Source organism: Serratia sp. MMO-28, assembly GCF_037199905.1.
Taxonomy (GTDB): Bacteria; Pseudomonadota; Gammaproteobacteria; order Enterobacterales; family Enterobacteriaceae; genus Chania; species Chania oryzae.
The window spans coordinates 154,657-179,892 of sequence record NZ_JBBCVB010000007.1; the positions used below are offsets into that span (position 1 = coordinate 154,657).

A 25,236-nucleotide genomic window follows, 5' to 3' on the forward strand; every position below is an offset into this window, starting at 1 on the left:
GACAGTATATCCGCAATATTTACACTGACGACACTTTTTCTTCTCTTTGGAGACGCCGTCAATGGCCGATCGCATTCACTGGACAACCGCGCAAGCCCAGGCGCTGTTTGATAAACCCCTGCTTGAACTGTTGTTTGAAGCGCAAACCGTTCACCGTCAGCATTTCGATCCGCAGCAGGTGCAGGTTAGCACGCTGTTGTCGATCAAGACCGGTGCCTGCCCAGAAGATTGTAAGTATTGCCCGCAGAGTTCACGCTATAAAACGGGGCTGGAATCTGAACGGCTGATGCAGGTGGAACAGGTGCTGGAGTCCGCGCGTCAGGCCAAGGCCGCCGGTTCCACCCGTTTCTGCATGGGTGCCGCCTGGAAAAACCCGCACGAGCGCGATATGCCTTATCTGCAACAGATGGTGCAAGGGGTAAAAGCGCTGGGTATGGAAACCTGTATGACGTTGGGCACGTTGGAGGCGACTCAGGCTGAACGCCTGGCGCAAGCTGGCCTGGATTATTACAACCACAATCTGGATACCTCACCGGAGTTTTACGGCAATGTCATCACCACCCGTACCTATCAGGAACGTTTGGACACGCTGGATAAGGTGCGTGAAGCGGGCATCAAAGTCTGTTCTGGCGGCATTGTCGGGCTGGGTGAGACGGTGAACGATCGCGCCGGGCTGCTGGTACAGCTGGCGAATTTGCCCAAGCCACCGGAGAGCGTGCCGATCAACATGCTGGTGAAAGTCAAAGGTACGCCGCTGGCCGATAATGCTGACGTTGATCCCTTTGATTTTATCCGCACCATTGCCATTGCGCGCATTATGATGCCATCGTCCTATGTGCGCCTGTCCGCTGGCCGTGAGCAGATGAGCGAGCAGACCCAGGCGATGTGCTTTATGGCCGGTGCCAACTCGATCTTCTACGGCTGCAAACTGCTCACTACGCCCAACCCGGACGAAGATAAAGATCGGCAACTGTTCCGTAAACTGGGGCTGAATCCGCAACAAACTGCCACCGCACATGGCGATAATCAGCAACAGCAGGTGTTGGCCGAGCAGTTACTGCATGCCGATAACGCTGAGTTCTACAACGCGGCACCGTAATGAGCTGGCAACAACGTATCGAACAGGCCTTGGGCGAGCGGCAGCGTGCCGCCGCTTACCGTCAGCGGCAGGTCAATCAGGGTGGCAATGGCCGCTATCTGCTGCTTAACGAGCAGCGCTATCTTAATTTTTCGGGCAATGACTATCTGGGGCTTAGCCAACATGCGGCAGTGATCGCCGCCTGGCAGCAGGGCGCCGCGCGCTACGGCGTTGGCAGCGGCGGTTCAGGCCATGTCACCGGCTTTTGCCAGCCGCACCATGAGCTGGAACAACAGCTGGCAGATTGGCTCGGTTACCCGCGCGCGTTGCTGTTTATCTCCGGCTATGCCGCCAATCAGGCATTGCTGGCCGCGTTGATGCAGGCCGACGATCGCATGCTGGCGGATAAGCTCTGCCATGCGTCAATCTTGGAAGCGGCCGCTCACTCACCGGCGCAACTGCGGCGTTTTCGCCATAATCAGCCGCAGGCATTGGCCGCATTGCTAGAGAAACCTTGCGCTGGCCAACAGTTGGCGATCACCGAAGGCGTATTCAGCATGGATGGCGACAGCGCGCCACTGGCTGAACTGCACCGTCTGACGCAGCACGCCGGAGCCTGGCTGATGGTGGACGATGCGCACGGTATTGGCGTGCGCGGTGAACAGGGGCGTGGCAGCTGCTGGCAGCAAGGGGTGCACCCGGAAGTGCTGGTGGTGACCTTTGGCAAGGCGTTTGGCGTCAGCGGTGCGGCGATCTTATGCGATGAACCGCTGGCGGAATATCTGCTGCAGTTTGCCCGCCATCTGATTTACAGCACCGCGATGCCTCCGGCGCAGGCCTGTGCTTTGCAGGCGGCGTTAAGCTGTGTCCAGCAAGGGGAGGCGTTGCGCAGCCAGTTACAGCACCATATTCAGCGTTTTCGTGCCGGGGTGGCGAGTTTGCCCTTAACGTTAACCGACTCCGATACTGCCATTCAACCGCTGCTGGTGGGGGACAACCAGCGAGCGCTCGATCTGGCGCAGCGCCTGCGTGAACAGGGGCTGTGGGTCAGCGCCATTCGCCCGCCCACGGTACCGCCGGGCGGCGCGCGGTTGCGCATCACTCTCACGGCGGCCCATCAGCCGCAGGATATCGATCGCCTGCTGGAGGTGCTGCATGACGTTAGCCGGTGATGGGGTGAATAAACCGGCAGTGGCTGCGGCGTTCAGCCGCGCGGCGGAAAGCTACGATGCCGCAGCGCTGTTGCAGCGTGAGGTGGGTGAACGCTTACTGGGGATGGGGTTGAACCATCCCGGGCAGCAACTGTTGGATGCGGGTTGCGGTACCGGTTATTTCAGCCGCCGCTGGCGCGATCAGGGCAAGCAGGTGACGGCGCTCGATCTGGCACCGGGCATGCTGGCCTTCGCCCGTCAAGGGCAGGCGGCAGATCGCTACCTGTTAGGGGATATTGAGCAGATCCCGCTGCCCACGGCGGCGGTCGATATCAGTTTCAGCAGCCTGGTGGTGCAATGGTGCGGCGATCTGCCACGTGCTCTGGCGGAGCTGTACCGCGTGACGCGGCCCGGTGGTGTGATTCTGTTTTCCACGCTGGCGGCAGGTTCTTTGCACCAATTGGGGGATGCCTGGCAACAGGTGGACGGTGAACGCCATGTGAATGATTTCCTGCCCCTGGCGCGCATCGCTGCCGCCTGTGGCGCTTATCGCCACCGTCTGCAAGCCGAGTGGCAAACCCTCGAATACCCGGACGTGATGGCGCTGATGCGTTCGCTGAAAGGAATAGGTGCTACGCATTTGCACCAAGGGCGTGAGGCGGGCTTGCTTTCCCGCCAGCGGCTAGCGGCATTGCAGGCGGCTTATCCTCGCCATCGCGGCCTGTTTCCACTCAGTTATCATCTGATTTATGGAGTGATTTATCGTGATTGAGCGCTGGTTCGTGACCGGAACCGATACTGAAGTGGGCAAAACTGTGGCCAGCAGCGCACTGTTGCAGGCTGCCCGCGCTGCCGGGTTACGCTGTGCGGGTTATAAGCCGGTGGCGTCCGGCAGCGAGATGACGGCGGATGGCCTGCGTAACGCGGATGCGCTGGCGTTGCAGAAAAACAGCAGCGTGCCGCTGGTTTACGCCGAAGTGAATCCTTACACCTTTGCAGAGCCGACGTCGCCGCATATTGTCAGCCTGGCTGAAAATCGCCCGATCGCGCTGGCGCAGCTTTCAGCCGGTTTACGCCAGCTCGAGCAGCGTGCCGACTGGCTGTTGGTGGAAGGCGCGGGCGGATGGTTTACCCCGCTTTCTGAGCAGCACACCTTTGCTGACTGGGTGCAACAGGAGCAGTTGCCGGTGATCCTGGTGGTGGGCATCAAGCTCGGTTGCATCAACCATGCTGTGCTCACGGCGCAGGCGATTCAGCAGGCGGGGCTGCACCTGGCTGGCTGGATTGCCAATGATGTCACCGAGCCCGGCAAGCGCCACGCTGAGTATCTCGCCACGCTGCGCCGTATGCTGCCAGCACCGCTGCTGGGGGAGATCCCGCACCTGCCGCAGATAGAGCAACAGGCGCTGGGGCAATATCTCGATCTTGCGGCTTTGCAAGCGCGGGGCTGAGCGGCGGGTTTATCCCGCAAGATAAGTATTAATCAACTCCTCATCTAACTGTTCCAGGGGGCCGCTGGCGACGCTGCGGCCCTGATCCATCAGGCAAAAACGATCCGCCACGTGGCGCACAAACGGCAGCCTGTGTTCTACCAGTAAAATGGTCATGCCCCATTCGTGGTTCAGCCTGCGGATGAGATGGCCGATCTCGCTCGCCTGCGAAGGTGACAGGCCGGTGATGGGCTCATCCAGGATCAGCAACGCCGGTTCCAGCACCAGCGCACGGGCGATCGCCAATTGCTGCTGTTCATCGCCACACAGATCCCCGGCGCGATACAGCAGCAGGGTTCGCAGATGCGGGAACAGGCTATCGATCATGGCTGGAATCCGCCGGGTTCTGTCGCGCCCGGCCAGGAGGGCTATCTGGAGGTTTTCTTCCACGCTCAGTTGCGAAAAGATTTGCCGCCCCTGCGGTACGTAACTGATACCCAGCGCCGCCCGCTTTTCCATCGGCTGCTGCAACAGATTCTGTGGAGGTTCATCGGCCAATTGCCAGGTCATGCTACCGCTGACAATCGGCAGGTGCCCCATAATGCAGTTGACCAGCGTAGTTTTACCCACGCCGTTGCGGCCCAGCAGAGTGGTGCATTGCCCGCGTGGCAGTTCGAGGCTCACATCCCACAACGTATGGTGATGCCCATAGTATTGATTCACTGCGCGTAAACTTAGCATTTGGCATTCTCCCCAAAGAGGCGTGTTCACTGGTGGATGGGGTGATCCCCTCCGGCGATGTCAGCGGTTTCTCTCCCAAGTGTGGTGATCTCCAGAACAAAATGCCATGCAATGTGCCCGAATAGGGGGGTAAAAGCCCAGGCAAGATAGCTGAAAATGGCCGCTATTGGCGGCTTATTGCTGCTATTGCCTATTTTAGATGCCAATGTCGATTTTCTCACCGCGTGCAGTCGATGATTTTTCCGTTAGCGCTCCTGCCAGCATCGGGAGTGGTGGCGCGGTGTGTGAAAGAATTGAGCAATTCCCAGGCCAACTTTAGGAGCTTAGCGCAAAAGAAGGATGTTATTTTTTTGTTAATTGCCGAGGTGGCGCTGGTGGGGCGCCAGGCGGTGGCGGTGAGAAAGAAGCCTGACGAACTGAGTGCCCGCTTGCACTTTTGTGGTGCGACGTTGATAGCAAATGGTGCAAGTGGCCAAGCGGCTTATGGCAGCAAAGGGTTCCGCAGTGAACAGAGCGGAAAATAAGTTCCTGAGTGCGGATCCTTTTAGTATTAATTGTCATAACCAAAGCCATATTTTTGTGAAAAAATAACTAAAAAATCGCCTTAGGCGACGTTTTAACGAGAAAAGCGTTCTTTCTGTAACTCCCGCCCCCCGTGGGGTGGTGTGAGTTATCCACTATTCCTGTGGATAACCTTGTGCATGATACTTAGAAAAGCGGCCTAAACAGAGAGCGGGCGCGGGTTGTGTCCGCGTTGTCCGCATTCTCGTCTTTTTTTTAAAACCAATAACTATCAATAAGTTAACTAAAATCAAGCAAACCCATAGCCGTCTGATGCTCGGTGCATCATTTTTGGCCGGAATGCCATCGAAATGTTAATTATTGCGCGAGTCTGGGGATAAAATGGCGGTTGACAATAAAAATGTCACCCTACTGTAACCCTGCCGGTGCGCTGCTGGCGCGTTAACGCACGTTAAAGCGACAAATCCGCTTGAAGCTGGTTTTATATCCAGTATCATAAGCGCTGGCGCAGATCGTTAGGGTTTCCCATACTTAGGAGCCGTTGCCAGTAGGCACTTCCCCGCCGCCTTCCTGCCACTTGAATGATTTAGGGTATATATGAGCAAAATTTTCAAACTGCACTCGGATTTTGCCCCGGCTGGCGATCAGCCAGAAGCTATCCGCAAACTGGAAATGGGGCTGGAAGATGGTTTGGCTCACCAGACCCTGCTGGGGGTGACCGGATCGGGCAAGACGTTTACCATCGCCAACGTGATCGCCGATCTCAACCGGCCAACCATGGTGTTGGCGCCGAACAAAACCCTGGCGGCACAGCTTTACGGCGAGATGAAAGAGTTCTTTCCCGAGAATGCGGTGGAATATTTTGTCTCCTACTACGATTACTACCAACCAGAAGCCTACGTTCCGAGTTCTGATACCTTTATCGAGAAAGATGCCTCGGTGAACGAGCATATCGAGCAGATGCGTCTTTCGGCCACCAAGGCGCTGCTTGAGCGGCGTGATGTGGTGGTAGTGGCTTCGGTTTCCGCCATCTACGGTTTGGGCGATCCCGATCTCTACCTGAAGATGATGCTGCACCTGACCAAAGGCATGATCATCGATCAGCGCTCGATCCTGCGCCGCCTGGCCGAGCTGCAATATACCCGCAACGATCAGGCTTTCCAGCGCGCCACCTTCCGCGTGCGCGGGGAAGTGATCGACATCTTCCCGGCGGAGTCGGACGAGCTGGCGCTGCGCGTTGAACTGTTCGATGAGGAAGTGGAACGCCTGTCGCTGTTTGATCCGCTCACCGGCCAGATCGAGCAGGTGGTGCAGCGTTTCACCATCTACCCGAAATCCCACTATGTCACACCGCGGGAACGCATCCTGCAGGCGATGGAAGAGATCAAGGTGGAACTGGAGCAGCGGCGTAAAGTGCTGCTGGCCAACAATAAGCTGTTGGAAGAGCAGCGGCTGACGCAGCGTACCCAGTTTGATCTGGAGATGATGAACGAACTGGGTTATTGCTCGGGTATCGAAAACTACTCACGCTATCTCTCCGGGCGCGGCGAGGGCGAGCCGCCGCCGACGCTGTTTGACTATCTGCCCGCCGATGGCCTGCTGGTGGTGGATGAATCGCACGTTACCATCCCGCAGATCGGCGGGATGTTCAAAGGCGACCGCTCGCGTAAAGAAACGCTGGTGGAATACGGCTTCCGCCTGCCTTCGGCGCTGGATAACCGGCCGATGCGCTTTGAAGAGTTTGAAGCGCTGGCACCGCAAACCATCTACGTCTCCGCTACGCCGGGCAAATATGAGCTGGAGAAATCCGGTGGCGATATTATCGATCAGGTGGTGCGCCCAACCGGGCTGCTGGATCCGGAAGTGGAGGTCCGCCCGGTTGCTACCCAGGTTGACGATCTGCTTTCCGAGATCCGCAAGCGGGTGGCGATCAACGAACGCGTGCTGGTGACGACGCTGACCAAGCGGATGGCGGAAGACCTGACGGAATACCTTGAGGAACACGGTGAACGGGTGCGTTATCTGCACTCCGATATCGACACCGTAGAGCGTGTCGAAATCATCCGTGATTTACGCCTTGGCGAGTTCGACGTGCTGGTGGGGATCAACCTGCTGCGGGAAGGGCTGGATATGCCGGAAGTGTCGCTGGTGGCGATCCTGGACGCAGACAAAGAAGGCTTCCTGCGTTCGGAACGCTCGCTTATTCAGACCATTGGCCGTGCGGCGCGTAACCTCAACGGCAAGGCGATTCTGTACGGTGACCGCATTACCGACTCCATGGCCAAGGCGATAGGGGAAACCGAACGCCGCCGTGCCAAGCAGCAGGCGCATAACGAAGCCAACGGTATTGTCCCGCAGGGGCTGAACAAGAAGGTTGCCGATATTATGCAACTGGGGCAGCCGAGTTCACGCGGCAAACACAAAGGGAAAGGCAAGGCGGCGGAAAGCGCGGCTCGCTACCAGCACCTCACACCAAAAGCGCTGGAGCAGAAAATCCGCGAGTTGGAAGGCCAGATGTATTCTCATGCGCAAAACCTGGAGTTCGAACAGGCGGCTGCGGTGCGTGACGAGATTCATCAACTGCGCGAGCAGTTTATTGCGATTTCATAAGTATGCCTGTGTGAACGGCGGCGGGGATAAACTCCTTGCCGCCTGCGAGTTTGCTGATTAAGGTATGCGCCCCGATTACTGAGACGAGCTGCCGATCATGACTGCACATTCATCAAAAGATCCGCTACACGGCATTACGCTGGAACAATTACTGAACACGCTGGTGGAGCATTATGGCTGGAGCGGGCTGGCTGAACGCATCCGCATCAACTGCTTCAGCAGCGATCCGAGCATCAAGTCCAGCCTGAAGTTTTTACGCCGCACGCCGTGGGCGCGCAAGCAGGTGGAAGATCTCTATATCAGCACCGTCAGCGATAACCCTTGGCATCGCGGCAGGGACTGATCTAGGTGCGGGTAGCCAGTTGCACCAGCGCCTGCTCCAGCGCCTGGCGCAGTAACTGGCGATCGTGGCGGTAAGGGACGTCGGCGGCTTCCAGCGGCTGTTTTACCACGATGCGATCGTGCATTTCGTCGGTGTTGATATGCGGGCCCACCACCACTGCATCAATCATTTTCCGGCCGATCTTCTCTTCCATCAGTTCCAGTTTCTGCTTGAGCGTCAGTGCGGCTGCGGCCACGCTCAGCTCACGGCCCAGATTACCGATATAGATCATGCTGGCGCTGCTGCGGCGCAGCGCTTGGGTGAGATCCTCAAGCAGCAGTAGCGGCATCAGGCTGGTGAGAAAACTGCCAGGCCCAATCAGGATCAGTTCGGCCTGCGCGATGGAATCTACTGCTTCACGCGTGGCACGCACCGCATGCGGGGAGAGCATCAGTTCCTGCGGCATCTGCGCCAGTTGATCGATGTTTACTTCGCCATAAATCTGATGGCCTTCGTGATCGTGTGCTTCCAGGTCCACCGGTTGTTCCGACATTGGGATCAGCGCCGCGTCGACCTTCAACAGGTTGCGTACCAGATTGATCGCTTCCAGCGGGCGCACGCTGAGATGATCCAGGGCTTTCAGCATCAGATTCCCCAGATTATGCCCCGCCAGTTCGCCATTACCGCTGAAACGGTATTCGAACATTGCAGATGCCACGCTCGGTTCGGTAATCAACTGGTTCAGGCAGTTGCGGGTGTCCCCCCAGGCGATCCCCCCTTCGGAACGGCGGATACGGCCGGTAGAGCCTCCATTATCGGTTGTCGTGATAATACCGGTTAAGCGGGATCCTAAAAACGACAGAGACGACATCACGCGGCCAAGACCATGGCCGCCACCTAATGCCACCACCCGATCGAGATCGGCAAGGGTTCGATTGCGCATAAAATTCCTTAATACTGGGCGTTAACTGCCCGCATAACGTAGCGGATTTGGCGGTGAAACGCGAAAAAGAGTGTGATTTGCGTGATTATAATCAATTCGCCGGCGTAAGAGATGTTTAGTATGGATAACCAGACTTGGCGCTGCAGTAATCGCTGTATATAAAATTATATAGCGAAATTGCGCGATGGCTATCGCATTTGTTTCGCGCTAGAATTCTGTTGAAAACCACGGTTTCATTCAGGTTACCTCGGGTAATCAGGATTGAAATCCAAACTCCTAGCCTTTGTGCCTACGTTGTTCCACGAACAATAGGGTGCCTGGGCCGTGGCGAAGTCAGCCACCAGGGTGCAGAGTGGAAACGCTCGCATCTCCCGTATTTGGAAGGTGTTATGGTACCGCAACTCATTGATGCTTTTGAGCGCAAGTTTTATTACTTGCGCCTGTCGATTACCGACGTGTGTAACTTCCGTTGCACCTATTGCCTGCCGGACGGTTATAAACCGAGCGGCCATCCCAATACCTTCCTCTCGTTGGATGAAATTCGCCGCGTCAGCCGCGCTTTTGCCGAATTGGGTACCGAAAAGGTACGCCTGACCGGTGGTGAGCCGTCGTTACGCCGCGATTTTACCGAGATCGTCGCCGCCGTGCGCGAAAACCCGGCGATCCGCACGCTGGCAGTGACCACTAATGGTTACCGCCTGGCGCGTGACGTCGCCCGTTGGCGCGATGCGGGCCTGACGGCGATTAACGTCAGCGTTGACAGCCTCGATCCGCGCCAGTTTCACGCCATCACCGGGCAGGACAAATTCCGTCAGGTGATGGAAGGTATCGACGCCGCTTTTGCCGCCGGTTACCACAAGGTGAAAGTCAACGTGGTGCTGATGCGTGACGTTAACCACCAGCAACTGGCCGCCTTTCTGCACTGGATTAAAGATCGCCCGATCCAACTGCGTTTTATTGAGCTGATGGAAACTGGCGAAGGCAGTGAGCTGTTCCGCAAGCACCATATTTCCGGCAACGTGATCCGCCAACAGTTAGAACAACAGGGCTGGCAGCGTTTGGCACGCGGCTACAGCGACGGCCCGGCGCAGGTGTTCAGCCATCCGGACTACCAGGGCGAGATTGGGCTGATCATGCCTTATGAGAAAGATTTCTGTGCCAGTTGCAACCGGCTGCGGGTCTCTGCCATTGGCAATCTGCATCTGTGCCTGTTCGGTGAACAGGGCATTACCCTGCGCGATCTGCTGGCGGATGACGCTCAGCTCGAAGAGTTGAAGATGCGGATTCAGGGGGGATTGCGTACTAAAAAGCAGACGCATTTCTTGCATCAGGGCAACAGCGGGATCACGCAGAACTTATCGTTTATCGGTGGCTGATACTAACCAAGTTCCCTCTCCCTGGGGGAGAGGGTTAGGGTGAGGGGCTATGCGCCGATCCCTTTGTCAGGCTACGGCTTGAAACCTAGCGGGTATCCATAATAGGGGAGCACATTTAACTATGAGCCAGACCAGCAGCGAATTTATTCCGGCAAAGATTGCTATTCTGACCGTCTCGGATCGCCGCAGCGAAGCGGAAGATACCTCCGGCCAATACCTGCAGGACGCCGCACAGGAAGCCGGGCATCAGGTGGTGGCGCGTGCCATCGTCAAAGACAATATTTACCAGATCCGTGCGCAGGTTTCTGCGTGGATTGCCAGCGAGACGGTGCAGGCGGTGTTAATCAACGGCGGCACCGGTTTTACCGCGGGTGATCACACACCTGAAGCCCTGTTGCCGCTGTTTGATCGCGAAGTGGAAGGGTTTGGTGAGCTGTTCCGCATGGTGTCGTTTGAAGAGATAGGCACAGCCACCATTCAGTCGCGTGCTTTGGCCGGTATTGCCAACCAGACGGTGATCTTTGCCATGCCGGGCTCCACCCGCGCCTGCCGCACCGCGTGGGAGCGCATTATTGAAGAGCAGTTGGATGCCCGACATCGTCCGTGCAACTTCCTGCCCCATATGAAGAAATAATTTATGACCCAGTTAACCCATATCAATGCCGCTGGCGAAGCCCATATGGTGGATGTTTCTGCTAAAGCGGAGACGGTGCGTGAAGCGCGCGCCGAGGCTTTTGTTGCAATGCATGCTACAACGCTGGCGATGATAATCGACGGCAGCCATCACAAAGGGGATGTGTTTGCCACCGCACGCATTGCCGGTATTCAGGCGGCGAAACGCACTTGGGAACTGATCCCGCTGTGCCACCCGTTGATGCTGAGCAAAGTTGAAGTGCAGCTTGAGGCACAGCCGGAACATAGCCGCGTGCGTATCGAAACCTGCTGCCGCCTGACCGGGAAAACCGGGGTGGAAATGGAAGCACTCACCGCCGCTTCGGTGGCGGCGCTCACCATTTACGACATGTGTAAAGCGGTGCAGAAAGACATGGTGATCGGGCCGGTACGGCTGCTGGTGAAAAGCGGCGGCAAATCCGGTGATTTCAAGGTGGAGCTATGATCAATATTCTTTTTTTCGCCCAGGTGCGTGAACTGGTGGGCACTGCAACCCTGGCCGTACCGGCGCAATATCCAACGGTCGAGTCGTTGCGCAAGGCGCTGTGCGAGCGCGGAGAGCGCTGGGCGCTGGCGCTGGAGTCTGGCAAGCTGCTGATGGCGGTCAACCAATCCTTGGTCGCGAGTGAACATCCGCTGCAGGCGGGCGACGAAGTGGCGTTTTTCCCACCGGTCACCGGGGGCTAAACGTGGAAAATACCCGTATCCGCGTGGGCGTGGCCCCGTTCAGCGTCGGCGAAGAGTACCTATGGTTGGCGCAGTGTGACGATGATGGTGCGGTGGTCACCTTCACCGGCAAGGTGCGTAACCATAATCTGGGGGATGGCGTCAGCGCATTGTCGCTGGAGCATTATCCCGGCATGACCGAAAAAGCGTTGGCAGAAATTGTGGCCGAAGCGCGCGCACGTTGGCCGTTGCAGCGGGTGACGGTGATCCACCGCGTCGGCGATCTGTTCCCCGGTGATGAGATTGTGCTGGTTGGCGTGACCAGCGGGCACCGCAGCCAAGCGTTTGAAGCTGCGCAGTTTATTATGGATTATCTGAAAACCCGCGCGCCGTTCTGGAAGCGTGAAGCCACCGATCAAGGTGAGCGCTGGGTTGAAGCCCGTGATTCCGATCGGCAGGCCGCAAAGCGTTGGTAAATCCCGTATCAACAGCGGAAGTATACTCTAAATAATTCGAGTTGCAGGAAGGCGGCAAGGGAGTGAAGCCCCAGGAGCATAGAACACTATGTGACTGGGGTGAACGAGCGCAGCTAACGCACATGCAACTTGAAGTATGACGAGTATAAATCAATACCTTTGCCGGTTCCGCATAACGTTTTCTGTGATACGCTTACTACTGGCAGGGGTGTTTCCCCAAAACTTAGTTCACATGTAAAAGGTAACCGTCATGGACCGATATCCACGTAATGGTTCGATCGTTGAGCGTGCCAACAGCGGCATTCAGGCATATATGGCGCAGGTCTATGGCTGGATGACCTGTGGTTTGCTGTTGACCGCTTTTGTGGCCTGGTATGCTTCACAAAGTGAAGCGATCATGTCTTTTATTTTCTCTAGCAAGATTACGTTCTTCGGCCTGATTATTGCCCAGTTGGGGCTGGTGTTTGTGATTTCCGGCATGGTGAACCGCCTTAGCGGCACGGCGGCCACCGGGCTGTTTATGCTTTATTCGGCGTTAACCGGGCTCACTCTGTCCAGTATCCTGTTGGTGTATACGGGCGCGTCGATCGCCAGCACCTTCGTGGTCACCGCCGGGATGTTCGGTGCTATGAGCTTATACGGTTACACCACCAAGCGCGATCTGAGCGGCCTTGGCAGCATGCTGTTTATGGGGCTGATCGGCATTGTTTTGGCTTCGCTGGTTAACATCTGGCTGAAAAGCCCGGCGCTGACCTGGGCGATTACCTATATCGGCGTGGTGGTGTTTGTCGGTTTGACCGCGTATGACACGCAAAAACTGAAGGCCCTGGGCGAGCAGTTGAATGCTGACGACCGCGACGGCTTTCGCAAATACGCCATCGTAGGCGCGTTGACGCTGTATCTTGACTTCATCAACCTGTTCCTGATGTTGTTGCGTATTCTGGGCAACCGCCGCTGATTCCTCTCGTCTTTCAAGCCGCAGCGTTGTTGGCTGCGGTTCGCAATCCATAGGGTATTCGGTGACAGCTCGCTGAATACCCTTTTTTCTTGGTTAAGCAATCTTCCTTCTGAACATCGCATACGCCGCGCTGCCGGTAGTGGCGGTGATCGCCAGCAGTGGCCACAGACTGTGCCAGATAATGCTGAAGCTGGCGTCCTTGAGGTAGATTTGTTTGGTGATATCGGTGAAATGGCGGATAGGGTTAGCCCAGGTGAGATGCTGCAACCACACCGGCATATTCTCTACCGGCGAAACATAGCCGGAAAGCAGGATCGCCGGCATCATAAACACGAACACGCCGATAAATGCCTGCTGTTGCGTGGCGCACAGTGACGAAATGAGCAGCCCGAATCCGACCAGCGAAAGCCCGTAAATCAGCATGGTGGCGTAGAACAGCAGCAGCGAACCGGCAAACGGGATCTGATAGGCAAAGATGCCGATAAACAGCACGATCGATGCCTGGAAAGTGGCGACGATCAGCGCGGGTACCGCTTTGCCGATAAAGATCTGCCAGGTGGTCAGTGGTGACACCAGCAACTGCTCCAGCGTCCCTTGCTCACGTTCACGCGCCACTGAAAGCGAAGTGACAATCATCACGCCGATGGTGGTGATCATCGCAATCAACGAAGGCACCACGAACCACTTGTAATCCAGATTCGGGTTATACCAGTTGCGCACCACCAGTTCGCTGTTATTAGGTTTGGCGCGCCCGCCGATCAGCTCGTTCTGATAATCCTGCACAATCTGCTGCACATAGTTGGCGGCGATCTGCGCGCTGTTGGAGTTGCGCCCATCCAGGATCAGCTGCAACGCCGCCGTATTGCCGCTGGCGATATCGCGCGAGAAGTTGGCCGGGAAGCGGATCAGCAGCAGCGCTTTCTGGTTATCGATGGTGGGTTTGATCTCCTGCGGGCTGCGCAGCAGCAGGACGTGTGAAAACGCTTTAGCTTTGGCAAAGCGCTGGGTCAGCTCGATCGATGCCTGACCGCTGTCCTCGCTGTACACCGCAATGGTGGCATTGGTCACTTCCAGCGTGGCGGCGAACGGGAACAGCAGCACCTGCAGGATCACCGGCATCACCAGAATGGCGCGGGTTTGCGGATCGCGCAGCAGCGATTGCATTTCTTTGACGATCAGAGTCCAGAGGCGGTGAAACATATTCTCTCCTCAATCCAGCCGACGTGGGGTTTTCCAGGCGGTCAGGCCGATAAACACTACCGCAGAAGCGATCAGAAACAGCAGGTTAACCAGCAGAACGCTGCCGATATTGCCCGCCAGAAACAGCGTTTGCAGCGTGCTGACAAAGTAGCGAGCCGGGATGATATAGGTCACCGCGCGCACGATCGCGGGCATGCTGTCGATCTGGAAAATAAAGCCGGAAAGCATAATCGAAGGCAGGAAAGCGGCGTTCAGCGCCACCATCGCCGCGTTGAACTGGTTACGGGTGAGGGTGGAAATCAGCAGCCCCATACCGAGGGTGCTGGCCAGGAACAGGCTGCTGATCACAAACAGGATCAGCAACGAACCCCGGTAGGGCACGCCGAGCACAAACACCGAAACCACCATGCACAACACCATAGCGATCATGCCGAGGAAGTAGTAAGGCACCAGCTTGGAGAGCAGCAGTTCGCTGCGCGTCACCTGCGTGGACAGCAGTGCCTCCATGGTGCCGCGCTCCCATTCACGGGCGATCACCAGTGAGGTCAGAATCGCGCCGATCACCGTCATGATGATGGTGATCGCCCCTGGGATAATAAAGTGCTGGCTGATCGCCGCCGGGTTAAACCAGTAGCGCATCTGGATCTCGATCAGCGGTTTATCTTCCCGCCCGCCATCGCTGGCGCGCTGCTGCTGCCAGATCTGCCAAACCCCTTGGGTATAGCCCTGCACAAAGTTGGCGGTATTGGGTTCGCTGCCGTCGGTAATCACCTGCAACGGAGCGCGATCGGACGGCCGTGCCATATGCTCGGCGAAATCGCTCGGGATCACCACCAGCCCACGAATGCTGCCCGCCTGCATCATTTGCATCAACTGCTGGCGGTTATCGCTAATGGTCGGTTGAATATAGGGCGAACCGGCAAAGGCGTTGGCCAGATCGCGCGCGTCTTCGCTGTGCTGCTCCAGCAGGATCCCCAAACGCAGTTTGCTGGAGTCCAGATTGATGCCGTAGCCGAAAATAAACAGCAGCATCAGCGGGATGACGAAGGCGATCAGGCCACTGCTTGGGTCACGCAGGATTTGCCGCGTTTCTTTCAAACACAACGCACGCAGGCGCCGCCAGGAAAAGCCGCTGTTATCGCTCATGAGGTTTCCTCCCGATCGTAACCCTGCACCAGCTCGATAAACGCCTGTTCCATTGAAGGATTGGGGTTGTCAGCACTGGCGATCTGCTGTTTGAGATCGTCCGGCGTACCGGCGGCGATAATTTTGCCACGGTACACCAGCCCGATACGATCGCAGTACTCCGCTTCGTCCATAAAGTGGGTGGTGACCATCACCGTGACGCCTTTATCCACCATGCCGTTGATGTGCAACCAGAACTCGCGGCGGGTGAGGGGATCCACCCCTGAGGTGGGTTCATCAAGGAACAGAATATCCGGCTCATGCATCAGCGCGCAGGCCAGCGCCAGCCGCTGTTTAAAACCGAGCGGCAGTGAGTCCGGCGTCTGGTTGAGGATCGGGCCGAAGTTGAAGGCGGTAGACATCTCATGGATTTTGTCGCGCTGCACCTTGCCGCTGAGGCCATACACGCCGGAGAAAAACTTCAGGTTCTGCGCCACCGTCAGGTTGCCGTACAGCGAGAACTTCTGTGCCATATAACCCAGGTGCTGGCGCGCTTTGCCGGAGCTGGTTTTCAGATCCATCCCCAGCACCAGCGCCTTGCCGCTGCTCGGCACCAGCAGGCCACACATCATTTTGAAGGTGGTGGACTTACCGGCCCCGTTAGGCCCGAGCAGGCCAAAGATTTCCCCGCGTTGCACCTTGAAATCCACATGATCGGTGGCGGCGAAGTGGCCGAATTTTTTGGTTAACCCCTGTGCTTCAATCACCGTTTCCGTGCCATCGCCTTCCACGTTGGGCATAATCTCCGCCAGCACCGAGGCGCTGTTGGGGCCGCCGCCGAGCAAGTCGATAAAGGCATCTTCAAAGCGCGGCTCCGCCTCGGTGAGTTCAGCCGTGGGCAGATCCAGATCGTGCAAGACCTGGCGGTGATCTTCGCCGGGTTTTAGGATCAGCCGCAGGTATTTCCCCTGGATCACGCCATCGCTGACGGTTGGCAGGCAGATCGCCCGTTGCAGCAGCGCCCGGTGGCTGCCTGCCGGTGCGCTAATCAGCACGGTGCGCCCGGCCATGCGTTGGGTGAGCTCCTGCGGCGCGCCGCTAAACAGTAATTCGCCCTCGTTCATCAGCAAGACTTCGCGGCACTGTTCCGCTTCGTCCAGATACGAAGTACTCCACAGGATCAGCATGCCGTCGTTGGCCAGTTCATGCACCATGCGCCACAGTTCGCGGCGCGAGATGGGGTCGACGCCGACGCCGGGCTCGTCCAGCAATAACACCTGCGGTTGGCCAAGCAGCGTACAGGCCAACCCGAGTTTCTGCTTCATGCCGCCGGAAAGTTTGCCCGCCAGGCGCTCGTTGAAGCGCGTCAGATCGGTAAAGGCCAGCAACCGCTCGAAGGTCTGCTTGCGCAGATCGCCGATGACGCCGCGCAGATCGGCGTACAGCGTCAGGTTTTCCATCACCGTCAGGTCTTCATACAGGCCGAATTTTTGCGGCATATAGCCGAGAATGGCGTGCAGTTGCCGGTCTTCTGCGATCGGATCCAGCCCGGCGACGCGCAGTTGGCCGCTGCTGGGCTTCAGCAACCCGGCCAGCATGCGTAACAGGGTGGTTTTGCCCGCGCCGTCGGGGCCGACCAGCCCGGTGACCGCGCCGCTGCGCAAAGTGGTGGTCAGGCTGGCAACCGCCGGTTTGGCGAGTGACGGGAAGCGCTTTTCCAACGCCACCAGTTCAATGGTATGTGCCTGTTCCATCACCTTTCCTCAGGGTTGTGTGAAGCGCAGGGTGACCGGCATACCTTGGCGTAACGCGTCGTCGGCGTCGGTGACAATCACCCGCAGGCGATAAACCAGATCGGTGCGCAAATCCGGGGTTTCGACGCTTTTTGGCGTAAATTCGGCGGTTGGGGAGACAAAGCCAATCTTGCCGTGGAAGGGCTTACCAGGGCGGCTGTCGGTATAAATACGCAGTTCCGTTCCCGGAACCGCTTTACCCAGGCTGGCCTCATTGATATAGGCGCGTACCCATACCGGCTGGGTCAGCGACAGGGTAAACACCGTGCTGCCTGCGCCGAGCATGGTGCCTGGCTCAACCGCTCGCGTCAGCACGGTAGCGGCAGAAGGGGAGGTCAGCGTGGTGTCTTGCAGATTCAACTGTGCCTGCGCCAAGACCGCTTCGGCCTGCGCCAGGTTGGCCTTGGCTTCGGCGATCTCCTGCGGGCGGTTACCGCTCAGGTATTGCGCCAGTTTATCTTTCGCCGCCTGCAGGTTGGCCTGCGCCTGATTGCGCGCGGTGCGGGCGTCTTCCAGTGCGTCGGCTGAGGTGGCCTTTTTCGCCCACAAACCCTGCTGCCGTTGGAAGAAGCTATCGGCATAGTTGAAGGCCGAGAGGCGCTGCGCCACTTCTGAGCGCACCTGGGCGATCTCTTCGTCACGATAACCGGCCTGCAACAGCGCCAGCTTGGCGGCCGCGCTGGCGACGTTGGCCTGTGCCTGCTGCAGCGCGTTAAGGTATGGGGCATCATCCAGCTTGCCGAGCAATTGCCCTGGCTGCACGCTGTCCCCTTCGTCGACCGCCAGCGATGCCAGACGCCCGTCAACGCGAAAGCCCAGGTTCACCGTGCGGATATCGACGTTACCGTACAGCGTCAGTGGTTTTTCCTGTTGCTGCTGGTAATGCCAAAAGCCGTAGACGGCGGCAATTAACAGGATAACGATGCCGATAATGCCAATTCTTTTCTTGTTCATAATGCTTCCTGTCGGTTGCAGTGTGAAAGAAGGGGGATTTATGCGCCGTAACGCTGGCGCAGCCCACAAACCAGAATCTCGATATGTTCAGCCAGCACGGCGCCGATCTGCGCGGCCTCATCGCTGCCGATCTGCTGCCAGCCCGCCTGACGGCGCACGGTTTCACGCGCGACGCGGAACGATAACACCTCGCCAATCAGCGCATGGGTGTGCAGCACAATCTTGGTCGATTGCGCATCAAGGCCGGTATAGCCCGCCAATAGGCGGCACAGCATCTGGTGCAAGGGGGCAATCACCTGCTGGTGGATCAGCGGATAGGCGTCGGTAGGGGAAAGCTGTTCGCGCGACATGATTTTGCTCAGGTTGAGCGTCTGCGGCTGGGTCATCAGCGCACTGAAATCCAGCAAACCACGCTTGAGGTGGTACAGATACTGTTCCGGCGTGCGTTGTGATGCAGGCAGCAGCCAGAAATGTTCGACTTCCTGGCTTGGCGAATGGAACGCCTGCTGAATAAAGTCGGCGATCCACTGTGCCACCGCCAGATACAGGCCTTCTTTCGAATTGAAATAGTAGGTGATGGCGGCGATATTCTGCCCGGCGCGCTGGGCGATTTCCCGGGTAGTCGCCCCTTGAATGCCGTATTCGCCAAACACTTCAATGGCGGCCGCGAGCAGTTGCTGGCGCGCTTGCTCACCGCGTGCCCGGCTGGGTATAAGCTGATTTTCCGCTGCTGACATGACTGACTCGCTAAAGTTAATCATATGATTGATTAACTTTAGGCCCGATGGTACGGAATGTAAACAAAATCTTAGGACTATTGTTGGGGGCTGGTCTTTTTTAGGCGATAATCTGCTCTTATCACGCAAAATTGCTTTTTTTTGTTCGACTTCTGTTACAATCCTCAGCTTGGTGCACTGCAGTTTGTGCCAATCCCTCGTGGTATGCCGAGGTTGTGCCGCTAACAAAAAACGCGAGCGCCGCCTTATGCCCCGTCTGATCATCCTCCCAGGAAACTGCACCGAACATTGTTAGGTTAGGGGGGATCTGGAGTTTTTCTCTACTATGTCATTTGAAAACCTCGGCTTAAGTGCCGAAATTCTGCGCGCTGTTGAAGAACAGGGCTATCGCGAACCTACGCCAATTCAACGTCAGGCAATCCCTGTGGTATTGGCAGGTCGTGACCTGATGGCCAGCGCCCAGACCGGTACCGGTAAAACCGCTGGTTTTACCCTGCCGTTGTTGCAGTTGCTGAGCAAGCATGATCATCCGACCAAAGGCCGTCGCCCGGTGCGGGCGCTGATCCTGACGCCAACCCGCGAGTTGGCTGCACAGATTGGCGAAAACGTGGATGCCTACAGCAAACACCTGCGCCTGCGTTCGCTGGTAGTGTTTGGCGGCGTCAGCATCAACCCGCAGATGATGAAGCTGCGCGGCGGCGTCGATATTCTGGTGGCAACACCGGGGCGTCTGCTGGATCTGGAGCATCAGAACGCGGTTGATCTGTCCAAAATTGAAATTCTGGTGCTGGATGAAGCAGACCGCATGCTGGATATGGGCTTTATCCATGATATCCGCCGCGTGCTGTCCAAGCTGCCGCCGAAGCGCCAGAACCTGCTGTTCTCCGCCACTTTCTCTGACGAGATCAAGGGGCTGGCCAACAAGCTGCTGCACAACCCAGCATCGGTGGAAGTTGCGCGTCGCAACACCGCTTCCGAGCAGATCGAACAGAGCGTTCATTTTGTGGATAAGAAGCGCAAGCGTGAGCTGCTGTCCCAGATGATTGGCGAAGGGGATTGGAAGCAGGTGCTGGTCTTTAACCGCACTAAGCATGGTGCCAACCATCTGGCCGAGCAACTGAATAAAGACGGCATCACCGCGGCGGCGATCCATGGCAACAAAAGCCAAGGCGCGCGCACCCGTGCGCTGGCCGACTTTAAAGACGGCAAAATCCGTGTGCTGGTGGCCACCGATATCGCCGCGCGCGGTCTGGATATCGATCAGTTGCCACACGTGGTGAACTACGAGTTGCCCAACGTACCGGAAGATTACGTGCACCGCATTGGCCGCACCGGCCGTGCCGAATGCACCGGTGAAGCGATTTCGCTGGTGTGCGTGGACGAACACAAACTGCTGCGCGATATCGAGCGCCTGCTGAAGCGTGAAATCCCGCGTATTGCCCTGCCAGGTTATGAGCCGGATCCGTCGATTAAAGCGGAGCCGATCATCAACGGGCGCCAGGGCGGTGGCCGTGGTGCGCCGCATGGCAACGGCGGTGGTCAGCGTGCCGGGCAACGCAGCGGTAATGGCGGCGGCCAGCGTGAAAATCGTGCTGGTGGCAGCGCCCGCCCGCAGGGCGATGGCAAACCGCGTTCCGGGGCACCTGCGCGCCGTCCGCGTAGCCGCAAACCGGGCGAGTGATTCGCCAACCCGTTGATCTATAATGAACCGCCATCGATTGGCGGTTTTTTTTCGCTTTTTTTCACGCGCTACAGATGACATTGAAGTGTGCAATTCTGGACGCCCAACTTGGCAGGAGGCTTGTCTGATGCTGCCTTTCGCCCGTATCATGGCGCGTCTTTTTTAGCTGGGGTAGTCATGCGCGTATTTTTAGCTCCGATGGAGGGGGTTCTCGACTCTCTGGTGCGGGAATTGCTCACCGAGGTGAACGATTACGATCTCTGCATCACCGAATTTTTGCGCGTGGTCGATCAACTGCTGCCCGCTAAATCCTTCTATCGTTTATGCCCCGAGCTTGAACATGCCAGCCGTACCCCTTCAGGTACGCTGGTTCGCGTACAACTGCTTGGCCAATACCCACAATGGCTGGCGGAAAACGCTGCCCGCGCGGTGGAGCTGGGATCTTACGGCGTCGATCTGAACTGTGGTTGCCCTTCCAAGCACGTTAACGGCAGCGGCGGTGGAGCGACCTTGCTGAAAGATCCTGAGCTGATCTATCAGGGGGCTAAAGCGATGCGCTCTGCAGTACCGGCCCACTTACCGGTTTCGGTTAAAGTGCGGCTGGGCTGGGATTCGAGCAGCCGCAGTTTTGAAATCGCCGACGCGGTACAGCAGGCAGGGGCCAGCGAGCTGGCGGTGCATGGCCGCACCAAAATGGACGGTTATCAGGCCGATCGCATCAACTGGCCCGCAATAGGTGAGATCCGCCAGCGTCTATCCATTCCGGTGATCGCCAACGGTGAAATCTGGGATTACCAGAGCGCGCAGGACTGTATGCAGGTGACCGGCTGTGACGCGGTGATGCTGGGGCGTGGCGCGCTGAACCTGCCTAACCTGAGCCGGATGGTGAAATACAATGAGCCGCGCATGCCTTGGCCGCAGGTGGTGCAGTTGCTGCAAAAATATGTCCATCTGGAAAAGCAGGGCGATACCGGTTTGTATCACGTGGCGCGCATCAAACAGTGGCTGGGCTATCTGCGCAAAGAGTATCAGGAGGCCAGCGCGCTGTTTACTGAAGCCCGCGTGCTGAAAACCTCAGGTGATATCGCGCGGGTGATTAACCGGGCGATCTGAACGAGTTACCCTTTCTCATACACCGCGAACCCGTTGTGGTAGCGCAGTGGCGAAACGTTCATCTTGTTGCGAAAGAAACGGCTGAAGGCACCTGAGATGAAAAGCCGAGTAATTCACTGATATCGCTGAGGGTAAGATGGCGCTGTTGCAGCAAGCGGTAGGCCTCTTCCATAAGCCTTTGGTGTAGCGCGCCCCAAAGCCTGCCCGTTGCGTTGTCGGGTTTGAACACAGGCCTACCTGATAGGTCTTTGGCACAGCGACGGCATCATGATCAATTGAAGGGCACTGCCTAGCCTAGTGATATTTCCCGTTGCTTTTGTAGTTACCTACGCGCAGATTTAAACCCAGGATTTCGTGGAGAACAGGGACATGATGAGCGAAACGATGTTGTCAGTATTGAGCATTACCGGCGCGATTACGCTGGGGGCGATGAGCCCAGGGCAAAGTTTTATTCTGGTGGCGCGCACCGCTGTGGCCTCGTCGCGTCGTGACGGCATTGCAGTGGCATTAGGCATGGGGACAGGGTGTTTTGTCTTCGCGCTGATTGCCCTGCTCGGCCTGCAGTCTCTGCTGCTGGCGCTACCCTGGCTGTACACTACGCTGAAAATGCTGGGGGGCGCTTATCTGATTTATCTGGCATTCAGGATGCTGCGCGCTGCCAGCCAGCCATTGAGGGTAGAAGCCACCGGGGGGCAGCAATTGGGTTTTCGCCGGGCATTTACCACCGGGTTGCTGACCCAGTTGGGCAATCCGAACACCGCTATCGTGTTCGGCAGCGTATTTGCCGCGCTGCTCAGCCATACAATTGAACCAGTGCTGTATATCGTGCTGCCGCTGATTGCCCTCGCGGTCGACTTGCTGTGGTATGCCTTTGTGGCATTTGTGCTGTCATCGCCACGCCCGCGCCGGGTGTATCTGCGTTTCAAAGCCTGGTTTGATCGCTTGGGCGGCAGCGTTCTGGCGTTGCTGGGCCTGAAACTGATGTTCAATAAATAGCTTAGGCTTTACGTTTGCGCCGCCACCAATAGCGCAGCAACAGGATGGCGGCGATCACCAGCGCACAAAACAGCAGGCTGTAGAGCTTTTTATCATAACCGCTGACGAAACTGCCGATAGCCTGGCCGCCAAAATAGCCCAGCAGCACAAAGAGCGTTGCCCAGAGGATTGCGCCAAGGATATTCAGCGGGATAAACAGCGAAGGGGGCAATTTGCTGGCGCCGATCAGCACCGGGCCGATAATGCGGAAACCATACATAAAACGCACGCCAATCACGAACAGCATCGGGTGGCGGGCAATCAGCCGTTGCGCGCGCTCAATGCGCTGCTGCTGATTCTTGATGCGTGCAATGACCCGGCCACCAAAATAGCGCCCGGCAAAATAGAGCAACTGATCGCCCAACGTGCCGCCAAGTGCCACCACCGCGATCACCAGTGGTAAGCGCAGAAATCCGTTGTGTGCCGCAATGCCACCCAGCAGGGTAATGGTTTCCCCTTCCAGCAGGCAACCGATTAACAGCGCCCAATAGCCATATTGCGTGATATAATGGGCCAGATCCGTCATATTTTCCCTTATCGATTGCGATCAGCTGCTGATATTAAGCGTGTGTTGCCCGTTTGGCCTCAATATATAAAATCTTTTACTCGTTATAAAGTTATCCCAGGATAACATGGAATTATTATGCTCAAGGTCGGTATCTGGTTGCTGTTATCTTTGCTCTCTGGCAGTGGGCTGATTATTTATGCTTTGCAGCAGCAATATGAAGAGCAATCCATCGATTTTCGTATTTTACATCGCGATATCACGGTCAAACTCGCGCAGCATGAAACGATTCTTTCATTGCTGTCCGTAACCAGCGATCCTTCAGTCATTCAAGAGAAATTCCCCCAGATCCTTGCCTGGAAACCGTTACCGTCTGCGGCGGCACCCCATACCCTGTTGCCCGCCGGTAAGGGCACTTATTGGCTCAATGATCAGCATTTTGCGTTGCTGATCGATCTTAACCTGCTGCTGGCCGAACTGCCGCAGAGCCACTATTTTCGGCATATTCGTCTTAGTTGGCAGAATGCTGAGCTGATCGAACTCGGCGGGCGCTGGCAACCTGCCTATTGGCAGTGGGATAAAGAGGTCGCCAGCGCTTTGCAGCCTTTTGAACTCTCTGCCAGTCGCGATCCTGATTGGGCGCGCTTACCGTGGCTGCTGATGTTGCTAGCGTCACTCGGTTGGGCGGGGATTATCTATTTTGTCAGCCAGTATCGTGTGCAAAAACGCCAGCGCAACATTGCCGTTCTGCGTGAACATTTCTCGGAATTGACCCGGCTTAATGCGATGGGCGAAATCACCACCGGCATTGTTCATGAACTGAACCAGCCGTTAACGGCGATTCTGAGCTATAACCAGGCCGCGCTGCGCCTGCTTAATCAACAACAGGCACACCAGGTGCCGCCACTGCTGGATGCTGCCGTGATCCAGATAAAGCGTATCAGCGCACTGCTGCTGCAGTTCCGGCAAAAGCTGACTCATGATCGGGTGGCGTTTCAAGCGGTAAATCTGGGTGAGATCTGGTCGCGTGTCACCATGCTGCTGGAAAATGAGATCCAAAGCGGGAGGGTTAATGTGATCAACCGCTTGCCAGCAACCTTGCCCCCACTGCGGGCTGAACCGCTGTGGATTGAGCAGATTTTTCATAATATTCTGACCAATGCCATTCAGGCGCAGCAACATCAGGCGGCGTCCTGGGTGGCCATCAGCGCCGTGGCCTCCGAGCAAGGCATTACGTTGCAGCTCAAAGACGGTGGGCCTGGGCTCTCTGAACAGGCGTTGCAACAGGTGTTTATGCCCTTTTTCACCACTCGCCCAGACGGCCTAGGCTTGGGTATGGCGCTGGCTGAAACCTTGATCCACCGCCTTGGCGGCAGTATTAAAGTAGAAAATATTGCCGGGCAGGGGGCCTGTTTCACCCTGTGGTTCCCCTTTAACGCTCAGGAGGAGTGATGGAGCCGTTTATCTATCTGATTGATGACGATCAGGCCATCCGCTGTTCGCTCAGCTCATTATTGGCTACCATGGGTTGGCAAACGCGGGCCTATGAAAGCGTGCTGGATTTCCAGCAACAGATGCAGGAGCCGCAGGCCATATCGGGTTGTTTGCTGCTGGATATCCGTATGCCGGGTAAAAGCGGGCTGCTGCTGCTGGAAGAGTGGCAGCGGCAGGGGCTGGCAATCCCGGTCATCATTATGACCGGCCACGGTAATATTGATCTGTGCCGACGCGCGTTCAAAAATGGCGCTTTTGAGTTCCTGACCAAGCCTATTGATGCAGATTTGCTGATCGAAACCGTCAGCGCAGCATTGGAGCATCAGTATTTGCTGCAGAAACAACGCGCAGAAAATGCCGAATTGACAGACAAGCTCAGCACGCTCTCTGCACGTGAATACGAAATCACTCTGCTGATTATGGAGGGTAAATCCAGCAAAGAAATTGCCCATGATTTAACCCTGTCACCGCGCACCGTTGAAGCGCATCGCGCCAATCTGTTTGCCAAACTGGACGTTAACTCTCTGGTTAAATTAATTACCATTTACGGTGGGCTGCTGACTAAAAATATGAACTAGGTAAAAACACCTACAAGATTAAGTAATCAACCGAATTGTTTCCTCGCGCTGGGCTGGCTATTTTAACGGAATCTGT

The 25,236-nt window shown here is 56.9% G+C and carries 26 protein-coding genes and 1 riboswitch; of the genes, 18 read left to right on the forward strand and 8 right to left on the reverse strand.

The window, feature by feature from the left end:
• Window positions 1–61 precede the first annotated feature (61 nt).
• The 4 genes from bioB to bioD are packed head-to-tail and all read left to right on the forward strand — an operon-like array spanning window position 62 to window position 3,680.
• Window positions 62–1,099, forward strand: a complete 1,038-nt coding sequence (gene bioB, locus WG891_RS08465; protein WP_337262104.1) for a biotin synthase BioB — start codon at window positions 62–64, stop codon at window positions 1,097–1,099.
• Entirely contained in the window at window positions 1,099–2,250 is a 1,152-nt protein-coding gene (gene bioF / locus WG891_RS08470; RefSeq protein ID WP_076940947.1) for an 8-amino-7-oxononanoate synthase, read from the forward strand. Before bioB ends, bioF begins: the two co-directional genes overlap by 1 nt.
• Window positions 2,234–3,001: a malonyl-ACP O-methyltransferase BioC gene (gene bioC, locus WG891_RS08475; protein ID WP_337262105.1), complete on the forward strand. Its 768-nt coding sequence runs from the start codon at window positions 2,234–2,236 to the stop codon at window positions 2,999–3,001. Before bioF ends, bioC begins: the two co-directional genes overlap by 17 nt.
• Window positions 2,994–3,680: a dethiobiotin synthase gene (gene bioD / locus WG891_RS08480; protein ID WP_337262106.1), complete on the forward strand. Its 687-nt coding sequence runs from the start codon at window positions 2,994–2,996 to the stop codon at window positions 3,678–3,680. The genes bioC and bioD overlap by 8 nt, the downstream gene beginning before the upstream one ends.
• 9 nt (window positions 3,681–3,689) lie before the next feature.
• Here the strand turns inward: bioD and WG891_RS08485 are convergent, their stop codons facing one another.
• Window positions 3,690–4,400: an ABC transporter ATP-binding protein gene (locus tag WG891_RS08485; protein ID WP_337262107.1), complete on the reverse strand. Its 711-nt coding sequence runs from the start codon at window positions 4,398–4,400 to the stop codon at window positions 3,690–3,692.
• A 284-nt stretch (window positions 4,401–4,684) separates the two neighbouring features.
• Between WG891_RS08485 and WG891_RS08490 the strand changes: the two genes are divergently transcribed.
• The 3 genes from WG891_RS08490 (at window position 4,685) to WG891_RS08500 (ending at window position 7,875) form a co-directional block, all read left to right on the forward strand.
• On the forward strand, window positions 4,685–4,924 hold the full coding sequence (locus WG891_RS08490) for a hypothetical protein (protein WP_337262108.1): 240 nt from the start codon (window positions 4,685–4,687) through the stop codon (window positions 4,922–4,924).
• Between the two features lie 595 nt (window positions 4,925–5,519).
• Window positions 5,520–7,532: an excinuclease ABC subunit UvrB gene (uvrB, locus tag WG891_RS08495; protein WP_337262109.1), complete on the forward strand. Its 2,013-nt coding sequence runs from the start codon at window positions 5,520–5,522 to the stop codon at window positions 7,530–7,532.
• 97 nt (window positions 7,533–7,629) lie between these two features.
• Window positions 7,630–7,875, forward strand: a complete 246-nt coding sequence (locus WG891_RS08500; protein ID WP_337262110.1) for a VF530 family protein — start codon at window positions 7,630–7,632, stop codon at window positions 7,873–7,875.
• 1 nt (window position 7,876) lies between these two features.
• Here WG891_RS08500 and WG891_RS08505 read toward each other — a convergent pair whose 3' ends face one another.
• On the reverse strand, window positions 7,877–8,797 hold the full coding sequence (locus WG891_RS08505) for a gluconeogenesis factor YvcK family protein (protein ID WP_337262111.1): 921 nt from the start codon (window positions 8,795–8,797) through the stop codon (window positions 7,877–7,879).
• Between the two features lie 261 nt (window positions 8,798–9,058).
• Window positions 9,059–9,200: riboswitch (molybdenum cofactor riboswitch) on the forward strand.
• On the opposite strand from WG891_RS08505, the gene moaA reads away from it, so the two are divergent.
• The 6 genes from moaA to WG891_RS08535 all read left to right on the forward strand — a co-directional run bounded on the left by moaA (window position 9,187) and on the right by WG891_RS08535 (window position 12,945).
• Entirely contained in the window at window positions 9,187–10,173 is a 987-nt protein-coding gene (gene moaA, locus WG891_RS08510) for a GTP 3',8-cyclase MoaA (protein ID WP_337262112.1), read from the forward strand. Its footprint overlaps the riboswitch before it by 14 nt.
• A 121-nt stretch (window positions 10,174–10,294) precedes the next feature.
• Window positions 10,295–10,807 carry a molybdenum cofactor biosynthesis protein B gene (gene moaB / locus WG891_RS08515; protein WP_076940961.1) on the forward strand — a complete coding sequence of 171 codons (513 nt, stop codon included), beginning with the start codon at window positions 10,295–10,297 and terminating at the stop codon, window positions 10,805–10,807.
• Window positions 10,808–10,810: 3 nt separating this feature from the next.
• Window positions 10,811–11,290, forward strand: a complete 480-nt coding sequence (moaC, locus tag WG891_RS08520) for a cyclic pyranopterin monophosphate synthase MoaC (protein WP_337262113.1) — start codon at window positions 10,811–10,813, stop codon at window positions 11,288–11,290.
• A complete protein-coding gene (moaD, locus tag WG891_RS08525) occupies window positions 11,287–11,532 on the forward strand; it encodes a molybdopterin synthase sulfur carrier subunit (RefSeq protein ID WP_337262114.1) in 246 nt (81 codons plus the stop codon). Before moaC ends, moaD begins: the two co-directional genes overlap by 4 nt.
• A gap of 2 nt (window positions 11,533–11,534) precedes the next feature.
• Window positions 11,535–11,987 (forward strand): molybdopterin synthase catalytic subunit MoaE, encoded by a 453-nt coding sequence (moaE, locus tag WG891_RS08530; RefSeq protein ID WP_337262115.1) that lies wholly within the window; start codon window positions 11,535–11,537, stop codon window positions 11,985–11,987.
• Window positions 11,988–12,237: 250 nt separating this feature from the next.
• On the forward strand, window positions 12,238–12,945 hold the full coding sequence (locus tag WG891_RS08535) for a Bax inhibitor-1/YccA family protein (RefSeq protein WP_076940968.1): 708 nt from the start codon (window positions 12,238–12,240) through the stop codon (window positions 12,943–12,945).
• A gap of 93 nt (window positions 12,946–13,038) precedes the next feature.
• Here the strand turns inward: WG891_RS08535 and WG891_RS08540 are convergent, their stop codons facing one another.
• From WG891_RS08540 to cecR, 5 genes are read right to left on the reverse strand one after another with little or no spacing between them, the layout of a single operon-like run.
• On the reverse strand, window positions 13,039–14,145 hold the full coding sequence (locus WG891_RS08540; protein WP_076940970.1) for an ABC transporter permease: 1,107 nt from the start codon (window positions 14,143–14,145) through the stop codon (window positions 13,039–13,041).
• A 9-nt stretch (window positions 14,146–14,154) separates the two neighbouring features.
• Window positions 14,155–15,291 carry an ABC transporter permease gene (locus WG891_RS08545; protein WP_076940971.1) on the reverse strand — a complete coding sequence of 379 codons (1,137 nt, stop codon included), beginning with the start codon at window positions 15,289–15,291 and terminating at the stop codon, window positions 14,155–14,157.
• On the reverse strand, window positions 15,288–17,024 hold the full coding sequence (locus WG891_RS08550; RefSeq protein ID WP_337262116.1) for an ATP-binding cassette domain-containing protein: 1,737 nt from the start codon (window positions 17,022–17,024) through the stop codon (window positions 15,288–15,290). The genes WG891_RS08545 and WG891_RS08550 overlap by 4 nt, the downstream gene beginning before the upstream one ends.
• A gap of 9 nt (window positions 17,025–17,033) precedes the next feature.
• Window positions 17,034–18,017: a secretion protein HlyD gene (gene hlyD, locus WG891_RS08555; protein ID WP_337262117.1), complete on the reverse strand. Its 984-nt coding sequence runs from the start codon at window positions 18,015–18,017 to the stop codon at window positions 17,034–17,036.
• 38 nt (window positions 18,018–18,055) lie between these two features.
• Entirely contained in the window at window positions 18,056–18,754 is a 699-nt protein-coding gene (gene cecR, locus WG891_RS08560) for a transcriptional regulator CecR (protein WP_337262118.1), read from the reverse strand.
• 325 nt (window positions 18,755–19,079) lie between these two features.
• On the opposite strand from cecR, the gene rhlE reads away from it, so the two are divergent.
• The 3 genes from rhlE to WG891_RS08575 all read left to right on the forward strand — a co-directional run bounded on the left by rhlE (window position 19,080) and on the right by WG891_RS08575 (window position 22,544).
• Window positions 19,080–20,435 (forward strand): ATP-dependent RNA helicase RhlE, encoded by a 1,356-nt coding sequence (gene rhlE / locus WG891_RS08565; protein ID WP_337262119.1) that lies wholly within the window; start codon window positions 19,080–19,082, stop codon window positions 20,433–20,435.
• A 177-nt stretch (window positions 20,436–20,612) separates the two neighbouring features.
• The gene (gene dusC, locus WG891_RS08570; RefSeq protein ID WP_337262120.1) at window positions 20,613–21,548 is read left to right on the forward strand and encodes a tRNA dihydrouridine(16) synthase DusC; all 936 of its coding nucleotides are present in this window, start codon (window positions 20,613–20,615) and stop codon (window positions 21,546–21,548) included.
• 372 nt (window positions 21,549–21,920) lie between these two features.
• Entirely contained in the window at window positions 21,921–22,544 is a 624-nt protein-coding gene (locus WG891_RS08575) for a LysE family translocator (protein ID WP_337262153.1), read from the forward strand.
• 1 nt (window position 22,545) lies between these two features.
• Here WG891_RS08575 and WG891_RS08580 read toward each other — a convergent pair whose 3' ends face one another.
• Window positions 22,546–23,109, reverse strand: a complete 564-nt coding sequence (locus WG891_RS08580; RefSeq protein WP_337262121.1) for a DedA family protein — start codon at window positions 23,107–23,109, stop codon at window positions 22,546–22,548.
• Window positions 23,110–23,226: 117 nt separating this feature from the next.
• Between WG891_RS08580 and WG891_RS08585 the strand changes: the two genes are divergently transcribed.
• Both WG891_RS08585 and WG891_RS08590 read left to right on the forward strand, forming a co-directional pair.
• On the forward strand, window positions 23,227–24,540 hold the full coding sequence (locus tag WG891_RS08585; protein WP_337262122.1) for a sensor histidine kinase: 1,314 nt from the start codon (window positions 23,227–23,229) through the stop codon (window positions 24,538–24,540).
• Window positions 24,540–25,160: a response regulator transcription factor gene (locus tag WG891_RS08590; RefSeq protein ID WP_337262123.1), complete on the forward strand. Its 621-nt coding sequence runs from the start codon at window positions 24,540–24,542 to the stop codon at window positions 25,158–25,160. The genes WG891_RS08585 and WG891_RS08590 overlap by 1 nt, the downstream gene beginning before the upstream one ends.
• The last annotated feature ends 76 nt before the right edge of the window (window positions 25,161–25,236 follow it).